Raw genomic sequence first — 19,226 nt, forward strand, 5'->3', positions numbered from 1 at the left:
TGCCGGGAGAGCCAGTCCCCCTCCGGGCTGTAAGCCTCCGGGCAGGAAGCCGTGCTCAACGCGTCCTGCAAGGGTTAACCGGATGCTGCCCCGCAGGAGCCTCTTTTTCCGCGCAGGGTCGCGGAAAAAGCCTGGTATCTTCCTTCACCTTGTCACTACAGTATCTCAATTGGGGACAGGCACTTTTGCCAATGGAAAACTGTCAACTGCTCAAAAATCCCGGCGGCAAAAGAGCCAGTCCCCGGAGGTCAATAAATAAGTTTCGCTGTAGTGTTATCCGGCCAGAAAAAAACCTCCATACCCTTGAGATACTCCCTTGCCTATATGACACAGGCTTCCAGCCATTAACACAGGCACAGTTTTTTCGGGTACCTCGACACTGATCTCTCCAATAATATACCTGGAGTTTTTGGCTTGTGAAACCTGGGAAAAATGTGAGCTTACAGGGCCTGGGTTGTCAAAAATATCCCCTTCCAGCCGCATCGTCTGGTCACCGCAGACAGACCTTAGACGCATTGCCGAAAAATACAAGATATCATCAAAAGAAGGTTCGCTTAGCACCTGTTTTTGCCGTTTCAGACAACAGGGGGTATAAAAGCTGATCCTGTGATACTTCCTGTTTTGGGTATGATATGACTCTTGAAATGATACGGGGGCTGAGCTGTTAACCGTAAATCCTTTGCTTCCAGAAAAAATCCGGTCCCAGGTGTCAGCCCGCCAGGAATAAATGCTGTTGAGCTTGAAACGTCCAAAATGCCTTTCTGCATCCTTGTACCAGCCGCCAATACCCTGCAGAAGACCACCCTGTTCCACTGCAGGTGCTAAATATTTCAGCACGTAATCAAAATGGGCACTTTCTCCCAGGAGCCTTATCTCGAAATAAAATTTTTCTCCGTGATAATATGCCGATCTGGGTCTCAGAGGGGGAATGATACAATAACTGAATGCAGAAGAGGTCAAGTCAGTCCTGAAAAAACGGACATAATCGCAGTTTTCGACCCGGCATGTTTCGCATGGGTCGTTCAGGCGGCAGGGAAAGATTTTTTTTGCTTCCCGGGCTATCAGTCCTTTGATGGTCTCTCCCCGCCGGCTGGTGAAAAACAGCAAAGGCCCGCTGACTGTACACTCAAACAGCAGGCGGTAAAAAGCGAAATCAATCTGGTTGGGAAACATAACGGGTAATCTGAAAAAGCAGCAGTCCTCGAACCGGGTCAATATCTTGTATCTGGATCCGGTCCAGCAGGTTTTTCTGCCGGGTATTGCACATGGAGTAAAATCGGCTCAACTCGTAGGTCTGATTGGTGCTGTCTTTGTGTAAAATCCCAGATATCAGTATTCTTTCTTCGGGATTAAAGGCAGACTTAATCAAAACCGCCACTGAACAAAGCCTCTCAAACAGTTCAGGGGTGAGATAATCCTCCAGGGACAGGGTTCTCATATGGGAATGGCTGAAAAAAAGCTTGATAAAAGGCTTTGTAACAGCGGCTGAGTAATATCTGGCTATGGCCGTGGCATCTGAAAAAAACATGTCCCCCGTGCCCGGAAAGACAACAGCTCCTTGCAGTTTCGAGAAGTTCAGCAAAAAGTCAGCCACCTTGTAAGAAGGTAATAAAACCACTGTTTCACTGTCGCTTATACTTTGAGCCGGCTCACCGGATAATTGCAGGTCTTTTCCTGTGAGCAGCAGCCCGGTGTTGACCCCGGCATCCGGGTAATCTGGTATTGACTGGCAGACGGGACAATATCTGCTGTTTGTTGCAGTTTCCTGCAGGCAATGCATGCACAAAGGCCTGTCAGGTCCCCAGTTACAAAGGCCTCCAGGGTTTTGCAGGCTGATATAAGCTGCAGCTTCTGTAATTGTCCGGGCTTCCAGAAACCTGGTCATTGAGGCAGGGTCAGAGCTTTTTTCAGCTCATTGTTTTCTACTTCAATGCGGAATTCAGCGATATCCAGGTCAGCCAGGCCCAGTTTGTTGAGTGAACTGAATCTCTTCTTCCAGTCGATTAAATGCGCTTCCCGAATATTTATTCTGCAGCTGCCAAAATGAAGGGCCTTGCCCTTGCCGATTTTGTGACCAAGACCCTTTTCCAGCTCTATAGCCCAGATAAGTTTTTGAAGTTCTTCTCTCTGCAGATTAGTAAAATGCACCTTGAAGCTGAACACAGATCCGGTTTTGGCATATCGGTTCAGGGAAATGTTTTTTTGAACATCTGAGGGCTCAACCCCCTGGCCGTGCCGGCTGACAGCTTCGTTTATAATGTTCGTATGTGGAAACATACGTACATCATTTACCTGCATAGATTGTGCACCTTTATAGCCGAAGCTTATTCCATGCCATTCAAACTGGTTTTTTTCATCTGACCCGGCAGGGCTGAAAGTCAGCCTGCCCATCAAGGCGGAATCACCTACCCATCCAAAAAGCTTACAGGTGTCGCAGAGTTTGTCAATTTGACTGCATTTGCTGCATGGTTTTTGCGAAAGCAGGTTGAATATCATCCTGAGGGTGCCTTTCAATGTAGATGGAGGTATGACATATTCTCTTTGCCCGACGGGCGGCTTTTGTTGATTTCCGGGAGGGGACATGGAACAAAAATCATAACCAAGAGCTTCACTGGACTGAAAGGAAGGTTCCCCGCTTTCTCGAACGTGTGTGGGGGTCAGGGCTTCCAGTTCGCAGGTAAGCATGCCGCATAGCTTGCTGTACTGCCGGTGGGAGACGAATTTTTTGGGCGTAATGAAAGGCTTTTCTGGAATTTTCATTTCACCCATTAAGTCAGAAAAGCTTTTATCCATGTTTTCAATGAACTTGTTGTTCTTCCAGATTTTATCTCCATCCACCTGATAATGCTGCCACACGTTTTCAGTACCGTTTTTTTTCACCTTCCAGCGCTTGAGGTTTTTATCCAGGGTTGACTCCGGCATACACAAAAAATCCATCTGAGTAATCCGCCCCTGAACATGACCGAAGCCGAGACTCTTTTTGCCGCCCAGGGGAATTGCTCCCAGATTTAATTCCCGAAGAAGATACATAATAAAGGCCAGGGATTTAAAATCGGCATCGGTTAAAACCAGTTCGCACCTGAAAGTAAACTCGGGTCCATATGCAAATAATGCGTTTTGCTTGGTGTTGTCCTGGGAAGTACCTGTTTTGGGATCAACGGAAATCTGATCCATGGAACGGTGTTTTTCATCTAAGAGTTTATCTTCAGACACCGGACAGGCATCTGAAAAAAAGACCCTGGCTATTGATCCCTGGCGACCGAATAAAAGACATACCGGGCAGTGTCTGTCATCACAGAACCTGTCCTGGTGGGTGGGAGTACTCTCTTTGCAGCCTTTTCCAGCCTTTATGGTTCTGAGGATCTGCTGAGCCTTGGTTCTAAAGGCACCCTTCATGGTATTGCCGGGAATGGTTATCTCCCAGGTTGAATCTTGACCATCCCAGGTAAGAGTTCTGTAAAATATCTGGTCATAATGCTTGCCTTTTACAACCTGCCCTGACTGTTCCCTGAAATCCCGGTTGGCTTCTCTGTCTATTTCCTCATGTACTTTATTGCGGTGGGAGTGCAGAAAATCCATAAGCAGCTGGTCATTTTGAATAGCCTTGGGAAAGTTTTTCTTGAGTTGATGGATAGGAAACCTTTCATGTTCATACTTGAATTTTTTTCCGCCAGGCATGGATTCAATGTCAGATAAGTCCCGGGCTTTGCCGGTATTCAGCTCGGACATAATGTTTTGATGCTGCCGGGTTTCTTCTGTGAGGTTGTCTATCCACGAATCACGGTTTTCACTGTCGTCCTGGTTGCCCCAGGGCCAGGAAACAAGAAGCGGGCTGTCCGGAATCAAATCCAGGGTGATAATGATGTAGTTGGAATAAGCATTGAAATTTATTTTTGGACTATCTGTACGTTTGTATTGTTCGATTAACTCCCGGGAGGGTTCATCCAGCTCCAGCCTGCACTTGCCAAGGCCTTTACTTTTTTGAGCTCCAAACCAGAATCTGCCCTGGATAAGTTCCTGGAGCAATGTGGCAAATTTAAATTTATCTGCTTTGTTATCATCAAAGGTCAGAGAAAAATCGAATACAGTACCCTTGTATACGGTCTCCAGGCGGAAATTCTGGTCTTCGGCCTGAGCCATTCGATCCCGGTCAATGGCCAGCCCCATGCGTAAATCAAAGTGTGGATTCTTATCCGAGACTGAGTCGTCCAGGGTGCAGGTGACATGGGAAATAAAGTCAGGCATTTTTTCGCCGAAGAGCCTGCTCCATAAGTTTTCAAAAAGTCCCAGATTATTATTTCTAGGGTTTCTGGGATGCTGCCAGAAGCCGGTAAAAGCACTCATCATGGCTTTTGCCTGCCCGCCGATTCTGCCAGGCAGAAAAACCTCATTGTTATCTCCACGGGAAAAAATGGTTTTCCTGGAGTTGCCACGATACAAAGGTCCTTTCAGTACCAGTTTGCCATTGATTGTTTTTTTCATAGAGTATACCTCCTGCCTTTGCTTTTTGCCTTGTAATGCATTCAAAGTCAAATAAAGGCAGCGGTAAAATATAATCGCTTTCTGGATTTTGAGTTTGCCGGTAACAACTTGACTGCCTTTATTTTTTACATTGCCTTGAAATTATTAACCAGGCTTTTTCCGCGACTCTGCACGGAAAAAGAGGCCCCTTCGGGGCATCATCCGTTAACCCTTGCAGGACGCGTTGAACACGGGTGCCTGTCCCCATGAAAGCACAATGTCATCTTTTCTTGTTCCCACGCTCCAGCCTGGAGACATCGCTTTTTTGTTGCTCCAGCCACATTTTTTAAGAAGCGGCTGGTGCCGCAGGAACTAAGCGGTCCCAGGCTGGAGCCTGGGAACGACAGGTAACCAGGTAACCAGGAACCGATTTTAATTCCTGTCCCCAGTTGCCTGTTCCTTATTGACCCAGCCTTATGCTTTGTTTAAATAGAATACATCAGCATATCCAACAGGTACTTGATTAAATAAAACCACCCATCGGAATTCATACCTTTTTAACATTCATCAAGAGGTTAGCGCATTGTATTCCTTTAACAGACTGGAAATGATTCGGGCGGCCAGGGGAGAAATTGAGGCCGACCTGTTGATCGCCAACGTCAGCCTGGTCAACACCCTTTCTGGATCCATCCACCCTGCAGATGTTGCAGTAAAAGACGGGATGGTTCTAGGCTTTGGAGCATACCAGGCTGCCAGGGTGATTGACTGCCGGGGTGCTTATCTCTGTCCTGGATTTATCGAAGCCCATATCCATATTGAGTCCACTCTTCTTGCACCCCATGTATTTGCCGGGACAGTGGCCTTTATGGGTACATCCGCTGTGGTCTGCGATCCCCATGAGATAACCAATGTTCTGGGAGCTCAGGGGATTGAATATTTCATTGAGGCCACCAGGGATCTGCCGGTGGCCGTCTATTTCATGCTGCCGTCATGTGTGCCTGCCACCCACCTTGAAAGTGCCGGTGCAAAACTGGATGCCGGGAATATGCAGGATCTGCTTGCAAGGTATCCTGACAGGTTTTTGGGTCTTGGAGAGGTGATGAACTTCCCCGGGGTGATATACGGGGACGCCGGGGTGCTGAACAAGCTGGATATGGCCGGAAACATGATTATTGACGGTCACGCCCCCGGTCTTTCCGGCAAAGACCTGAACGCTTACATTCTGGCTGGAGCAGGCAGCGACCACGAATGCGTCAAGTATGAAGAGGCCCGGGAAAAGCTTGAAAACGGCATGCACGTCATGATCAGGCAGGGTACCTCCCAGCATAACCTGGTAGAGCTGCTGCCTCTGGTCAATGACCGCAACTGGCCATGCTTTTCCATGGTTTCTGATGACCGGCATCCTGAAGACCTGGCTGAGCATGGCCACCTTGATGACAACCTGCGACGGGCTGTCAGTTTCGGCCTGGATCCGGTGCGGGCGGTGCAGATGGTCAGCATCAATCCGGCCAGGTATTTCGGTCTCAGACGCCGCGGGGCTATAGCACCGGGTTTTTTTGCAGACATGGTCCTGGTTGACGACCTCAAGGGTTTTCACATCAGGCAGGTTTTTCTCAAGGGAAAAAGAGTTGAAGAGCATTCTTTTGCAGGCAGGTGTCAGGCCCCGGGAAATTCAATGCACTTCCATGAGTTGTCGGATAATTCCTTTGCTGTTCCTGTATCCGGAGAAAAAGTCCGGGCCATCGAAGTAATACCCGGTCAGATCATAACCAGGACAGCCCTGCTCAGGCCCGCTATCAAAAAAGGCAGGGCCGAAGCCGACCCTGAAAATGGCCTGGTAAAGCTGGCCGTGGTGGAAAGACACAATGCTACCGGCAATGTCGGCCTGGGCTTTGTAAAGGGCCTGGGGTTTGACAGGGGGGCGGTGGCATCAACGGTGGCCCATGACTCCCACAACCTTATTATTGCCGGAACCAATGATAAGGATATGCTTAAAGCAGCCTTTGAAGCCCGGAAAATGGGCGGAGGGCTGCTTGCAGTGCAGGACGGCAAGGTTCTGGCTGCACTGGCCCTGCCCATTGCAGGTCTTATGAGCGACCAGCACCTTGCCGGTGTTGTGGACAGCATGCATGATCTTTCCAGGGCCTGCCGCTTAATGGGCTTTGTCCATGACAACCCTTTCATGATCCTTTCATTCCTGGCCCTGCCCGTCATTCCAGAACTTAAGCTTACAGATAAAGGGCTGGTGGATGTAAACAGGTTTGAGGCAGTGGATTTGTGGGTAAAATGAAGCTTTCCTGGACAAGGCTCTTAACCCTTGCGCCTTTGTGGTTCAAATTTTCTTGTTTTTTCTGACCCCCAGTGAAACCCTGCTCCGCAGGAACGCTTTCAGCGTTGTTTATCAGGGCAGGCAGGGTTTCAGGAGTAAGTCCCCATGCTACATGCAAATGGCTAAACTGTTACGACTTTTTGCAGTCGCAAATTTTTGGGGTTGCGAACACAGCCCGAGTTTGACTGCAATATTCAAAATCTTGACTAACATGTTTCCCGACTTAAAGAATTCTGTCAGAAACTTACAGAGGCGCGGTTCAAATACTGGTTTGGAAGGGAGAAAGCGATCATGGAATACAAGGACTATTACAAGATCCTGGGTGTGGACAAAAAGGCCTCCCAGGAAGAGATCACCAAGGCCTATAAAAAACTGGCCAGAAAATATCATCCCGATTTGAACCCGGATGATCCTTCGGCTGAAAACAATTTTAAAGACGTAAACGAAGCCTATGAAGTGCTGAAGGACCCCGAAAAGAGAAGGCATTACGATGCCCTGGGTCCAGACTGGCAGCACGGACAGAATTTTCAGCCGCCGCCGGGTTATGAGAACATGCACTTTGAATTCCGCGGGGATCCCGGTGCAGCACGGGGATTCGACATGGGCGGATTCAGCGATTTTTTTGAGTCTATTTTCAGGGGATTCGATGGACAGAGCCAGGATTTCCGAAGTGCCGGCAGCCGTGGATTCAGGGGTGATCCTTTTTCTGGAAGAGGTTTTTCGTCCAAGGGACAGGACGCAGAGGCCACTCTGGAGCTTACCCTGGAAGAGGCTTACAAGGGCGGCAAAAAGAGCATCACCCTGCAGGAGCAGGTGATGGGCGCCGACGGAATGCCCCATGTGCAGAACAAGACACTGAGCGTCAACGTTCCTCAGGGAATCAAGGATGGAAGCAAGATCAGGCTGTCAGGACAGGGTGCGCCGGGACGAGGCCAGGGTGCCGCCGGAGATCTTTATCTCAAGATCAGGATAGCCCCGCATCCATATTTTAAAGTGGACGGGAATAATATTGTCTACGATCTTCCTCTGGCACCCTGGGAAGCCGTCCTTGGGGCCAAGGTCAGGATACCCACCCTGGACGGCGATGTGGAGATGAATATTCCGGCCGGCATCAGCAGCGGCCAGAAGATGCGCCTCAAGGGACGCGGCCTGGGCCGGCCGGAAGTCAAGGGCGACCAGATGGTCAGGATTATGATAAAAGTCCCCAAAAACATCACGGAAGAAGAAAAAGACCTGTGGCAACAACTCTCGAAACAATCCGGGTTCAACCCCAGGAATTAGAACAGGTTTTTTACGGAGGAAAGCATGTCCAATATTATACAGACCCGAAGACAGGGAACTTTGATAAGGGCAAACCTGATACACTGGTCCCAGTTCGTGCAGCGTACCGGGGTCTGTCCAGGTATGCTTGGTGAACTCGTTGAGATGGGCTGGGTGGAGTCCATCTGCACTTCGCCTGAGAGCTATCATTTCCCGGAAAAAGAAGTTTTTCGGGTTCAGAAACTGGTCCGCCTGTGCCGGGATTTTGAGCTGCCGACCATCGGCGGCGTGCTCATTATTGACCTGCTGGACAGAATCGAGCAGCAGGACAAGGAAATCAGGCAACTCAGAAGATTAATATAATTTGGAGGAACAGTCATGGATATAAATAAATTTACTCAGAAATCACAGGAAGCCATATCAGCCGCCCAGGAAGTGGCCATGCGCCTGGGGCACCAGCAGGTTGAGGTGGAGCACCTGTTTAAATCTCTGCTGGAGCAGGACCAGGGACTGGTTCCCAGGATTCTGCAGCAGGCCGGGTATAACCCCTCATCCATCAGCACTTCCCTGGACAAGCAGCTGGAGAAACTGCCCCGGGTGAGCGGGCCTGGAAGCCAGCCGGGGCAGATATACGTGACTCAGAGGCTGAACTCGCTTCTGCTCAAGGCCCAGGATCTGGCCAAAAACATGCAGGACGAATATGTAAGTGTGGAGCACATACTTTTGTCCATCCTGGATGAGTCCCCTTCAACCGGGGCGGGCAAGGTGATTACAGAGTACAGGATCGACAAGAACAAGGTGTTGTCGGCCCTGACCAGAGTCAGGGGCAACCAGAGGGTGACTTCGGCTTCACCGGAAGAAACCTACGATGCCCTGAAAAAATACGGCCGGGACCTGGTGGAAGAGGCCCAGGAAGGAAAGCTGGACCCGGTTATCGGCCGGGACAGCGAGATACGCCGGTGCATAAGGATCCTGTCCAGGCGGACCAAGAACAACCCGGTACTCATAGGAGAAGCCGGAGTGGGCAAGACGGCCATAGCCGAGGGTCTGGCCCAGAGGATACTGAACCGGGACGTGCCTGAAGGTCTCAAGGACAAGACCATATTCGCCCTGGACATGGGGGCCCTCATAGCCGGGGCCAAGTATCGCGGCGAGTTCGAAGAGCGCCTCAAGGCCGTGCTCAAGGAAGTGCAGCAGTCCGAGGGCCGCATCCTGCTTTTTATCGACGAAATCCACACCATCGTGGGCGCCGGCAAGGGAGAAGGCTCCATGGACGCCGGCAACCTCTTAAAACCCATGCTGGCCCGCGGGGAACTGCACTGCATAGGGGCCACAACCATCGATGAATACCGCAAGAACATCGAAAAAGATCCGGCCCTGGAGCGCCGCTTTCAGCCGGTCATGGTGGACGAGCCCAGCGTTGAGGATACCATATCCATCCTGCGCGGATTGAGGGAGCGTTTTGAAGTACATCACGGGGTGCGTATCAGCGACGGCTCTCTGGTTTCGGCGTCCACCCTGTCGCATCGCTATATATCGGACCGTTTTCTGCCGGACAAGGCCATTGATCTGATTGACGAGTCAGCGGCCAAGATCCGCAGTGAAATCGATTCCCTGCCCACGGAGCTGGACGAGATAAACCGCAAGATTATGCAGCTTGAAATCGAGCAGGAGGCTCTGAAAAGGGAGAAGGACGAGGCCTCCAGAGAAAGACTGGAAAAGCTGGGGCAGGAGCTTGCGGATCTAAAGGAGGAGCAGGCCCGGCTCAGGAGCAGGTGGGAGCGCGAAAAAGAGTCCATCAATTCCCTGCGCTCCCTGAAGGAAGAAATTGAGCGTACCAAGCTGGATATTGAAAACGCAGAAAGGGCCTACGACCTGAACAAGGCGGCGGAACTGCGCTACGGCAAGCTGAACCAGCTTGAAAGGGAGCTTGCAGCGAAGGAATCCGCCATTAGCGGCGACGGTGACGAGGAGATGCTGTTAAAGGAAGAAGTGGGCCCTGACGATGTGGCGGAGATAGTATCCAAGTGGACCGGCATTCCAGTGACCAGGCTTCTGGAAGGAGAACGCGAAAAGCTTTTAAAGCTTGCCGACATCCTGCATGAGCGGGTCGTCGGCCAGGACGAGGCCGTGGACGCAGTGGCTGATGCCGTGCTGCGGGCAAGATCGGGGCTGAAGGATCCCAACCGGCCCATCGGCTCCTTCCTGTTCCTGGGGCCCACCGGGGTGGGCAAGACCGAGCTGACCAAGACTCTGACCCTGAACCTCTTTGATACCGTGGAAAACATGGTGCGCCTGGACATGTCCGAGTATATGGAAAAGCACACCGTGGCCCGTATGATCGGAGCGCCCCCGGGATACGTGGGGTATGACGAGGGCGGCCAGCTCACCGAGGCGGTGCGGCGCAAGCCTTACAGCGTAATCCTCTTTGACGAGGTGGAAAAGGCCCATGCAGACGTGTTCAACGTCCTGCTGCAGATCATGGACGACGGCCGGCTTACCGACAGTCACGGCCGCACCGTGGACTTCAAGAACACGGTCATCATCATGACCTCCAACCTGGGATCACAGTACCTTCTGGAAGGTATTACCCCGGAGGGCCAGTTGCGCGACGATGTCCGGGACCAGGTCATGAATACGGTCAAGGGTCATTTCAGGCCGGAGTTTTTAAACCGCCTGGATGAGATCGTCATGTTCAAGCCGCTGCTTCTGGAAGAGATCGAGCAGATTATTGAGCTGCTTCTGCAGCAGGTCCGCAATCGCCTCCAGGATCGCAAGATAGGCCTGGAGCTGAACGATACAGCCAGGCATTTCATCGCCAGGGAGGCTTACGACCCGGTCTACGGGGCCAGGCCCCTGCGCAGATACCTGCAGCAGAACCTGGAGACCCCCCTGGCCAAGGAAATAATTGCAGGCAGGCTCCTGGACGGCCAGGTTGTCACCATCGACCTGGAAAACGATCAGCTGAGCATAAAGGCGCAATAAATACTAGACAAACCGGGCACAAAAAAGGCAGGTAAAGACCTGCCTTTTTTGTGCCCTTCATGTTTTTTTCGTAATTTTCCACGGGGGTGATTTTTTATGGACCAGCCTGCCCTCTGCCTGGACATAGGCAGCGGTACCCAGGACGTGCTTTATTATCTCCCGGAGCGGGAACTGGAGAACTGTCCCAAGTTCATCCTGCCTTCACCTGCCGTTATGGTGGGTCAGAGAATACAAAAGCTGGCAGCAGCCGGGAAAAAGGTTTATCTCTACGGGTACAACATGGGCGGGGGGTTCGCCCGGGTTCTCATGAAGCACCTGCAGACCGGTCTGCAGGCTGCTGTACACCCTGAGGCCGCCTATGCCATGTCTGATTCCCTGGACAATGTCCGGGCCATGGGCATTGAAATCAGTCAAAACTGTCCCCAGGGTTATGCGCCGGTTTTTCTCTCGGATTATGATCCAGGATTCTGGCAGTCATACCTGGCCCAGGCCGGGCTGGACTACCCGGAGATGATTCTGGCCGGCGCTCAGGATCATGGTTTTCATCCCGGCGGCAGCAATCGCCTGGGGCGCTTCGAGATCTGGAGGAAGTTCTTGAGCCGGGAACAGGGGGATCTTAAAAAACTAATTTTTGACGTACCTCCGGAAGAAATGACCAGGCTTATAAGCCTGAAACAGTGCATGGGCGGTGGGCTGGTTTGCGATACTGGTGCTGCGGCCCTTTTTGGGGCCCTCTTCGTGCCCGAGGTGGAGGAACTGGCAGAGCAGCAGGGAATCTGCGTGGTCAACGCCGGCAACAGTCATACCATAGCATTTCTGGTTTACAGGGGCCGGGTCATGGGGATTTACGAGCACCATACCGGTATGCTGGACGGGGAAAAGCTGTGGGCGCAGCTTGAGAGTTTCCGGGCCGGAAGGCTGAGCAATGAAGAGGTCTTTGAGGACCGGGGGCATGGCTGCCGGGTGCTGGACGAGGCCGGGGGCAGGGCGTTCGGTCCGGTTTTCCTGCTGGGGCCCAGGCGCAGGATTCTGGAAGGGTTCCAGGCGCACTTCCTGTGCCCCGGGGGGGATATGATGCTGGCCGGCTGTTTCGGCATGCTCAAGGGGGCAGCCTTGTTAAACGGCCGGAAATTTAACGCTTGAGGACAGAAGAATGAACAATTATACCCTTGTCAGGCCGGAGCACCTGAACCATCATGGTTTTTTATTCGGCGGGGTTATGCTCAAATGGGTGGACGAGTTTGCCTGGCTGGCCGCCAGCAAGGAATACCGCGGGTGCAAGCTGGTGACCATTGCCATGAACGAGATACGCTTCACTGAGCAGGTCCCCAACGGGTCCATCCTGCGATTTAATATTGAGTTCTGCACTCAGGGCACGTCCTCGGTGACCTATGACGTCAATGTCTATTCCGACAGGCCCGGCGGCGAGCGGGAAGTAAAGGTTTTTGCCAACAAAATCACTTTTGTGCGGGTTGATTCCCTGGGACACAAGACCCCGCTCCCCCCCAGAAGCGAAATAACGGCCTGGTCTGAGGCATGATCAGCAATCTGTAATTCACGGGCGGTACTATAATGAATAAAGTTGTCATCGCCACCCGGGGCAGCAAACTGGCCCTGTGGCAGGCGAATCACATAGCCTCGCGCCTGAGGGAGCGATACTCCGGACTGGAAGTGGAGCTTTTGAAGGTAAAAACCACCGGGGATAAAATCCTGGATGTCCCCCTGGCCAAGGTCGGGGGCAAGGGTCTTTTCGTCAAGGAGATAGAGGAGGCCCTCATGGACGGGCGGGCCGACATAGCGGTGCACAGCATGAAGGATATGCCGGCGCAGCTTCCGGAGGGGCTCAAACTTGGAATCATTCCTGCCAGGGAGTCCAGGTTCGATGTTTTGCTGTCCAACAGATATCCGGACGTTAGCTCACTGCCCACCGGGGCCACCGTGGGAACATCCAGCCTGAGACGCCAGGCCCAGATACTTCACATGAGGCCGGACCTGGAAATCCTTATGCTGCGCGGCAACCTGGATACCAGGCTCAAAAAATTATCCGACGGACTTTATGACGCCATCATAGTCGCAGCTGCCGGCATGAGCAGGCTGAACATGCAGGCCGAGTACTTTACTGAACTGTCCCCGCCATATTTTCTGCCGGCAGTGGGGCAGGGAGCCCTTGGGATAGAATACATTCAGGACCGCGTGGAACTTGATGAACTCCTGGGATTTTTGGATGATTTCAGCACCAGGTGCTGCGTGGAATGTGAACGGGCCTTTCTGGCGGAACTGGAAGGAGGCTGCCAGGTGCCCATAGCCTGCTGCTGCATACATGAGAACAATCACCTCCAGGCCACCGGCCTTGTCTGTGACCTCAAGGGCGAAAGGATGATCCGCAAGAGTGTTTCAGGCAAGCCCAAGGACGCCCATAGCCTGGGAGTAGATATGGCCGGGCAGGTCCTGGAAGCCGGAGGACGCGAAATCCTGGCGGAACTGTATGCCTGCCGGGATAATCAGGAGGATTGACCCAGTCCCAGTTCCGGGGCGATTTCCTGCATGGCTTCGATGGAAAGCGTCAGAAATTCACTTTGATCCAGACCCAGCTTTTCATGCTCTGCGATGATACCCCTGTTGACCGAGGCGGCAAAGGCCTTATCCTTCATCTTTTTCTTGAGGCTCTTGGCTTTCATGCCGGACATCTTTTCCGGACGAACCAGTGCGGCTGCCATAACCAGGCCGGTGACCGTTTCTGCACAGCGCAGGGCAAAGTCCAGGGTGGTGGAAGGTCCCGGGGCATGGTTCAGCTCCGAGGCGTGAGCCTGTATGGCCCGTACGGCTTCCGGAGGTAATTGATCCTGGAGCATTTGCGCGCTTTCAAGACCGTGTCTTGAGTAGTCATCCTGGGTCAGGGTATAGTCCAGGTCGTGTAGAAGTCCGGTCAGACCCCAGGTCTCCACGTCCTGGTCAAGTCTTTGGGCCAGGCTGCGCATGACCGCTTCCGTGGCCAGGCTGTGCTTGACCAGGTTGTCTTCCTGCACCTTTTCCCTGACCATTGCCAGGGCTTTTTCTCTGTTCAGCATTTCTATTCAATTCACCTTGGTCTTCAGGGTGTTGACCCCGGGTTTAAAAAGATTAACTAAAGCGGGCTTTGCCCGCAATCCAATATAAAGCAGTGTTCTTATCCCACTTGGGACAGTCCCACTGACAAAAATGGGACGGTCCAGCAACTACCAGTTCAAGGCGTTTCCGCCAGCTTCAAACCATAACCATACCTGCTTCAGACAGCTGTGTAAAGCTGGTTTTGAGGCTGCAGACGTCTTCACCTGAATCCGTGATGTTTATCCATTTTGACTTATGTCCTTCCAGAACCTGTTTTCCCGGATTCAGGTCTTCAGGTGAAGTTGACAATTCATTGGATTTCGAAGATAATCTGATTAACTTGACAGTCAAAAGTTCTTTTAACCATTTGATTTTATTTGCCATAAGTTTGCCTATTCGTCATTCCGGCGAAAGCCGGAATCCAGTGTCTTTTCAATAGGATAGGAGACTGGATGCCGGATCGAGTCCGGCATGACGAGAGGAACTTTTGACTGTCCAGTGATTGAATATCGGTAAGGAAGGTATTGTAAATAATATTTTTTTTATAGCATGGAGGACTGTAAAGATATGAAAAGAGTCGTTTTGTTTATTGCAACCAATATAGCTATTCTGGTGGTCCTGCTGATTGTCACCTCCATCCTGGGGGTGAATAACTACCTGGATGAAACCGGGACCGGGTTGAACCTGACCCATCTGCTGATTTTCGCCGCCATACTGGGTTTTGGGGGATCGTTCATATCCCTGGTGATATCCAAGTGGATGGCCAAACGTCTTACAGGGGCCAAGGTTATTGACAGGCCCAACAACGAAGTTGAAAACTGGCTGCTGCAGACTGTCAGACGTCAGGCCTCCAGGGCCGGTATCGGCATGCCCGAAGTGGCCATTTTCGATTCTCAGGCTCCAAACGCCTTTGCCACCGGCATGAAAAGGGATGCAGCCCTTGTGGCGGTGAGTACTGGTCTTTTGAGGAATATGAACCAGGACGAGGTGGAAGCTGTCCTGGGGCATGAGATAAGCCATGTAGCCAACGGAGATATGATAACCCTGACCCTGATCCAGGGAGTGGTAAACACATTTGTGATATTTCTGTCCAGGATCGTGGGGCACTTTGTGGACCGGGTGATCCTGAAGAACGAAGAGGGCCACGGTATCGGGTTCTTTGTGACCACCATAATCGCCCAGATTGTTTTTGGTATCCTGGCCAGCACCATTGTCATGTGGTTCAGCAGGCAGCGCGAATTCAGGGCTGATGCCGGCGGCGCCCAACTGGCCGGAACAGGCAAAATGATCTCGGCCCTGGAAAAGCTCAAGAAGGGCGTGGAAGAGCCCCTTCCTGACCAGATGGCTTCCTTCGGCATCAACGGCAAAAAAAACCACGGCTGGAAAATGCTCTTCATGAGTCACCCGCCCCTTGAGGACAGGATCCAGGCTCTGAAACAATCCAGTCCCCAATAGATCCAGGCTTTCGTTACCGTTCAGTGACTTACTCTGAGACCCTGTCCCAAAAACATGAAAAAGTTCGAACAGAGACGAGGTTTCAGCGCCTGGTAATGGGACTGTCCCGCACTTTTTTTTCCAAATCCATCAGCTCAAAATAATTCATCAGATAAAATAAGTGCGGGACTGTCCCAATTGGGATAAGAGCACTTCTTTATCTTGGGTTGCGGGCATAGCCCGCTTCAGATTAACACTACAGCGAAACTTATTTATTGACCTCCGGGGACTGGCTCTTTTGCCGCCGAATTTTTGAAACATTTGCAGATTAGCAACCGGCAAAAGTGCCTGTCCCCAATTTAGACAGGTTGAAAAGTTTTATAAGTTTCGCTGTAGTGTTAAGAGGCATCCAGATTCCACGGACCCCCGGATGGACAGAACATCCGGGGGCTTTTTTTCCTGGAGCAACTGCTTGCGGGCTCAAGCCTGTTCCGGCGGAGTTACAGGAAAATAAAGATAAAACACGGCTCCCTTCCCGGGCAGGTTTTCACCTTTTATCCAGCCGCCATGCTCTTCCATAATTTTTTTGCACAGGGGCAGTCCCAGCCCTGTGCCCAGGGAATGGTCCTTGGTAGTGGTAAACGGCTCAAATAACACTGCCAGGACATGCTCCGGCAGGCCGGGCCCGGTATCAGACAGGCTCATTCTGACCAGTTTCTGACCATTTTCTCCAGTGAGGCTGCCTGCAGCGATTTGGACCTCTCCCCCACCGGGCAGGGCGTGCATGGAATTGCGCAGCAGGTTTTCAAGGAGCAGCAGCACTTTTTCCCTGTCCATGTTGATTTGAGGCAGATCATTGGGAACATCAAGCCAGGTTTTGATTCCCTGTTCCTGGAACTGCTCCCGGTATTTTTCCAGCATTTCCCGGATGACGTCCTGCAGAAGGTGAGGTTGAAAATCCCTGCAGCACCGGTCCTGGGAAAACACTACAATATCGTTTAGTATTTCTTCCAGGCGGCGCATCTCTTTGAGGATAATACCTGCGTACTTACGTTCCCTGTCGTTCTGGGCCACGCTTTCCAGACGTCTGGCAAATCCGCCCATGGCGGTCAGGGGGTTGCGGATGGCGTGAGTTATATTGGCGGTCATACGTCCCAGGGCAGCCATTTTTTCACTGTGCACCAGTTGTGCCTGGGCGGACTCCAGTTCCTGCCTGGTCCGGGCGATTTCTTCTTCCAGAGTGCGACTCCAGTTCTGCAGCTTGGCCCTGGATGAGTGCAGCTCCTGCATGACGGTATCAAAGCCGGCCCCAAGCCTGCCCAGTTCATCCCGGGTGTGTTCACCGGTAGAGGTTCCTGAAGACTCCTGAAAGTCCTTTAACAGGCTGCGCAGGCTGGTAACCACTAAACGGTTGAACAAAACACCCATAGCTGCAAAGATAAGGGACAAAGCCACAAAGACTACCACGAACACGGAAACGGCTCTTTCTTTGACCTGGGAAAGGGCTTCATGCACCGGCATGTCCACAGATACTACGCCGGCGATCTCGCCCTGGCTGCGGCCGAATCCACGCTCTGAGCCGTACATTTTTATAAGTTCTGCCGGCGCGTCTTCCGCCCGTCCATGGCAGTGCAGACATTCCTGGTGAAAAACCACGGGCTTGAAACGATGGAAATGTGCATATCCGTCATGATCCATTATACCCTGCCATTCCTGCTTGTCCCTGTTATCCTGGAAATAGCGGATCATGTCCTGTTCAATAATGCTGGCTTCATAATCGGGGTTGCGGGCATTAACAGCCACCCTGCGGTAGCGGATACCTGGAAGTTCTGGAGCAAAACGCTCCATAACAGACCGGCCCACATAGGATGTTGACATGGCTTCGCGTACAAAGTGATCTTCTCCCATAAGTTCATACATCTTTGGACGCAGTTCTTCACTAACGTATCGCCTGCTGGCTTCGATCCCCCCCATGACCAGTTCTGAGCTGGCCAGAGCTCTGGATTCAAGTTCGCGTTTCTGATGAAAGTAGATGACAAAGGCCGACACCAGGCAGCAGATCAACATTATCGCAGCCATGCCCATCAGGAACTTGTTCTGCAGGTTCCAGGAAGTGGGATTCAAGGAGGTTGCGCTTGAGTTCCGCCGGGCCTGGCGGTCCTGCTCATGATTATTATATGCTTGAGCCATATCAAAGTACTCCGGGGTTGACATCAGCAGTTGCAGCTTGACTTATACCTTCAAAAAAGGCAAATTTAATCAAGGTATATGTTCAGCGCGTTTTGCATGTCGCAGGGCTTCCTCTTAAAAGCGCTGAACAGATACTATATTAAAGTTCCAGGTTTTTTCAAGGGTTGCACTTCAAGGTTTCAGCGTATACAAAATGCCCAATCTGTCCCGGTTTCTTTTAAACAAGACCTACCTTTTATGGCCGGTTCTGCTGGGATTGGCCGCAGCCTATCTCTGGTCAGGGTTTGCACAGTACCGGCATAACCCTGAGATGGATACTGAATCATCTTCTGATTACTTTTCGGAAGACCGGGGATCGCCTTTCTGGAAAGGTATAATCGTTGAGAAAAATATCCTTGATCTGGCAATACCCAGCCATGAGCCTGATGTCAAAGATTCCGGGCCGGATCCGTCCGACTGGGATCTGCTGGGTACATTTACCGGAGATAATGCTCTGGCGCTTGTCTCCATTGACGGTCAGAGTTTTATCATCAGCGCCGGTGAATCAAAAATGGGCTGGGAACTTGCCGGTATCAGCCCCCGTTCTACATCCTGGCGGATTGCAGGCCATGAACGTCTCCTGCAGATGCGCTCAGAGAATACAGATAAAGCCAGGCCTGCCGCCTCCCCCCAAAGACTGGAACCGGAAACGGGATCCTCACAAAAGATCAGCCTTTCCAGAGATAATATCCAGGCAGTTCTGGAAAATCCCAACTCAATGCTTGAAATGGCCCGGTTCAACCCTTATACGGGAGAAGGAGGAAACAGGGGATTTGAAATCACGAATATCAGGCGGGATTCCCTTCTGCATGAACTGGGTCTGAAAAACGGAGATGTTCTTGCAAGAATAGACGGCAGGCCTATAAGGAATCCGGCGGATCTTTTGCAGGCCTATTCCAGCCTGGCACAGAGTTCACTGGTCAGTATAAATATTATTAGACAGGGAAAAAACGTGGATTTTATTGTGGAGATTGACTGAGGCGGGCTTTGCCCGCAACCCGCGTAAAGGAGTTGCCCTGCTCTGCAGGAAATCACATGGATTTGTTTAACCGTAACACTTTAGCCTTTTTTTAGGAAGCCAGGGGCAGGTACCGGCCAGGGGGACAGTCCCCGCGACACTTATTCAGCACAAATACACAAAGTACAGACGCGAAATTTTGTGTAGCTGCATATTCATTACTTAGCGGGGAACAGTCCCTTGGCCTTGTGCCATTAGTCACCACCAAGGATCCCCCGAATGATTACAGTTTAGCTGTAGTTTTAACAGTAAACAATTAACTGATAACTGATAACTAATAACTAATATCCAAAGCGGGCTACGCCCGCAACCCAATAAAGAAAAGAGTTTTTAGCCCACAGATCACACAGATTGACACAGATAAAAGAGATTGAAGAAGCATGTTTTTTCCTTGCGGGAATAAGAACCCGCAAGGAAAAGGCA

General features: G+C 51.5%; 15 protein-coding genes. 9 read left to right on the forward strand and 6 right to left on the reverse strand.

Going from position 1 to position 19,226, the window contains the following annotated elements; genetic code table 11:
- Positions 1-273: 273 nt before the first annotated feature.
- The 3 genes from cas6 to QZP87_RS08860 are packed head-to-tail and all read right to left on the reverse strand — an operon-like array spanning position 274 to position 4,482.
- Positions 274-1,173: a CRISPR system precrRNA processing endoribonuclease RAMP protein Cas6 gene (gene cas6 / locus QZP87_RS08850; RefSeq protein ID WP_291322557.1), complete on the reverse strand. Its 900-nt coding sequence runs from the start codon at positions 1,171-1,173 to the stop codon at positions 274-276.
- Positions 1,154-1,885, reverse strand: coding sequence for a hypothetical protein (locus QZP87_RS08855; protein WP_291322558.1), 732 nt, complete (start codon positions 1,883-1,885; stop codon positions 1,154-1,156). Before QZP87_RS08855 ends, cas6 begins: the two co-directional genes overlap by 20 nt.
- Positions 1,882-4,482, reverse strand: coding sequence for an RAMP superfamily CRISPR-associated protein (locus QZP87_RS08860; protein WP_291322559.1), 2,601 nt, complete (start codon positions 4,480-4,482; stop codon positions 1,882-1,884). The genes QZP87_RS08855 and QZP87_RS08860 overlap by 4 nt, the downstream gene beginning before the upstream one ends.
- Positions 4,483-5,044: 562 nt before the next feature.
- Here QZP87_RS08860 and ade point away from each other — a divergent pair.
- From ade to hemC, 7 genes are all read left to right on the forward strand, one after another.
- Positions 5,045-6,751 carry an adenine deaminase gene (gene ade, locus QZP87_RS08865; RefSeq protein ID WP_363331008.1) on the forward strand — a complete coding sequence of 569 codons (1,707 nt, stop codon included), beginning with the start codon at positions 5,045-5,047 and terminating at the stop codon, positions 6,749-6,751.
- A gap of 330 nt (positions 6,752-7,081) precedes the next feature.
- On the forward strand, positions 7,082-8,071 hold the full coding sequence (locus QZP87_RS08870; protein WP_291322560.1) for a J domain-containing protein: 990 nt from the start codon (positions 7,082-7,084) through the stop codon (positions 8,069-8,071).
- 24 nt (positions 8,072-8,095) lie between these two features.
- Positions 8,096-8,413 carry a chaperone modulator CbpM gene (locus QZP87_RS08875; protein ID WP_291322561.1) on the forward strand — a complete coding sequence of 106 codons (318 nt, stop codon included), beginning with the start codon at positions 8,096-8,098 and terminating at the stop codon, positions 8,411-8,413.
- 15 nt (positions 8,414-8,428) lie between these two features.
- Positions 8,429-11,035, forward strand: coding sequence for an ATP-dependent chaperone ClpB (gene clpB / locus QZP87_RS08880; protein WP_291322562.1), 2,607 nt, complete (start codon positions 8,429-8,431; stop codon positions 11,033-11,035).
- Between the two features lie 96 nt (positions 11,036-11,131).
- Positions 11,132-12,178: a DUF1786 domain-containing protein gene (locus QZP87_RS08885; RefSeq protein WP_291322563.1), complete on the forward strand. Its 1,047-nt coding sequence runs from the start codon at positions 11,132-11,134 to the stop codon at positions 12,176-12,178.
- Between the two features lie 10 nt (positions 12,179-12,188).
- On the forward strand, positions 12,189-12,575 hold the full coding sequence (locus QZP87_RS08890; RefSeq protein ID WP_291322564.1) for a hotdog domain-containing protein: 387 nt from the start codon (positions 12,189-12,191) through the stop codon (positions 12,573-12,575).
- 32 nt (positions 12,576-12,607) lie between these two features.
- Positions 12,608-13,549, forward strand: a complete 942-nt coding sequence (hemC, locus tag QZP87_RS08895) for a hydroxymethylbilane synthase (RefSeq protein ID WP_291322565.1) — start codon at positions 12,608-12,610, stop codon at positions 13,547-13,549.
- Here the strand turns inward: hemC and QZP87_RS08900 are convergent.
- Positions 13,537-14,103: an HDIG domain-containing metalloprotein gene (locus QZP87_RS08900; protein ID WP_291322566.1), complete on the reverse strand. Its 567-nt coding sequence runs from the start codon at positions 14,101-14,103 to the stop codon at positions 13,537-13,539. The genes hemC and QZP87_RS08900 overlap by 13 nt on opposite strands.
- A 175-nt stretch (positions 14,104-14,278) precedes the next feature.
- The gene (locus QZP87_RS08905) at positions 14,279-14,506 is read right to left on the reverse strand and encodes a hypothetical protein (protein WP_291322567.1); all 228 of its coding nucleotides are present in this window, start codon (positions 14,504-14,506) and stop codon (positions 14,279-14,281) included.
- Positions 14,507-14,689: 183 nt separating this feature from the next.
- On the opposite strand from QZP87_RS08905, the gene htpX reads away from it, so the two are divergent.
- A complete protein-coding gene (htpX, locus tag QZP87_RS08910) occupies positions 14,690-15,577 on the forward strand; it encodes a protease HtpX (protein WP_291322568.1) in 888 nt (295 codons plus the stop codon).
- A 459-nt stretch (positions 15,578-16,036) separates the two neighbouring features.
- Here htpX and QZP87_RS08915 read toward each other — a convergent pair whose 3' ends face one another.
- A complete protein-coding gene (locus QZP87_RS08915) occupies positions 16,037-17,746 on the reverse strand; it encodes a DUF3365 domain-containing protein (protein ID WP_291322569.1) in 1,710 nt (569 codons plus the stop codon).
- A 193-nt stretch (positions 17,747-17,939) separates the two neighbouring features.
- On the opposite strand from QZP87_RS08915, the gene QZP87_RS08920 reads away from it, so the two are divergent.
- Positions 17,940-18,764: a PDZ domain-containing protein gene (locus QZP87_RS08920; RefSeq protein WP_291322570.1), complete on the forward strand. Its 825-nt coding sequence runs from the start codon at positions 17,940-17,942 to the stop codon at positions 18,762-18,764.
- The last annotated feature ends 462 nt before the right edge of the window (positions 18,765-19,226 follow it).

The organism is Desulfonatronospira sp. (assembly GCA_003563255.1).
In the GTDB taxonomy this organism is placed as follows: Bacteria; Desulfobacterota; Desulfovibrionia; order Desulfovibrionales; family Desulfonatronovibrionaceae; genus Desulfonatronospira.

Bases quoted from the DNA above. Each gene is read 5' to 3' on its own strand.
- cas6 (WP_291322557.1), bottom strand. From the start codon at position 1,173: ATGTTTCCCAACCAGATTGATTTCGCTTTTTACCGCCTGCTGTTTGAG.
- QZP87_RS08855 (WP_291322558.1), bottom strand. From the start codon at position 1,885: ATGACCAGGTTTCTGGAAGCCCGGACAATTACAGAAGCTGCAGCTTAT.
- QZP87_RS08860 (WP_291322559.1), bottom strand. From the start codon at position 4,482: ATGAAAAAAACAATCAATGGCAAACTGGTACTGAAAGGACCTTTGTAT.
- QZP87_RS08870 (WP_291322560.1), top strand. From the start codon at position 7,082: ATGGAATACAAGGACTATTACAAGATCCTGGGTGTGGACAAAAAGGCC.
- QZP87_RS08875 (WP_291322561.1), top strand. From the start codon at position 8,096: ATGTCCAATATTATACAGACCCGAAGACAGGGAACTTTGATAAGGGCA.
- clpB (WP_291322562.1), top strand. From the start codon at position 8,429: ATGGATATAAATAAATTTACTCAGAAATCACAGGAAGCCATATCAGCC.
- QZP87_RS08885 (WP_291322563.1), top strand. From the start codon at position 11,132: ATGGACCAGCCTGCCCTCTGCCTGGACATAGGCAGCGGTACCCAGGAC.
- QZP87_RS08890 (WP_291322564.1), top strand. From the start codon at position 12,189: ATGAACAATTATACCCTTGTCAGGCCGGAGCACCTGAACCATCATGGT.
- hemC (WP_291322565.1), top strand. From the start codon at position 12,608: ATGAATAAAGTTGTCATCGCCACCCGGGGCAGCAAACTGGCCCTGTGG.
- QZP87_RS08900 (WP_291322566.1), bottom strand. From the start codon at position 14,103: ATGCTGAACAGAGAAAAAGCCCTGGCAATGGTCAGGGAAAAGGTGCAG.
- QZP87_RS08905 (WP_291322567.1), bottom strand. From the start codon at position 14,506: ATGGCAAATAAAATCAAATGGTTAAAAGAACTTTTGACTGTCAAGTTA.
- htpX (WP_291322568.1), top strand. From the start codon at position 14,690: ATGAAAAGAGTCGTTTTGTTTATTGCAACCAATATAGCTATTCTGGTG.
- QZP87_RS08915 (WP_291322569.1), bottom strand. From the start codon at position 17,746: ATGGCTCAAGCATATAATAATCATGAGCAGGACCGCCAGGCCCGGCGG.
- QZP87_RS08920 (WP_291322570.1), top strand. From the start codon at position 17,940: ATGCCCAATCTGTCCCGGTTTCTTTTAAACAAGACCTACCTTTTATGG.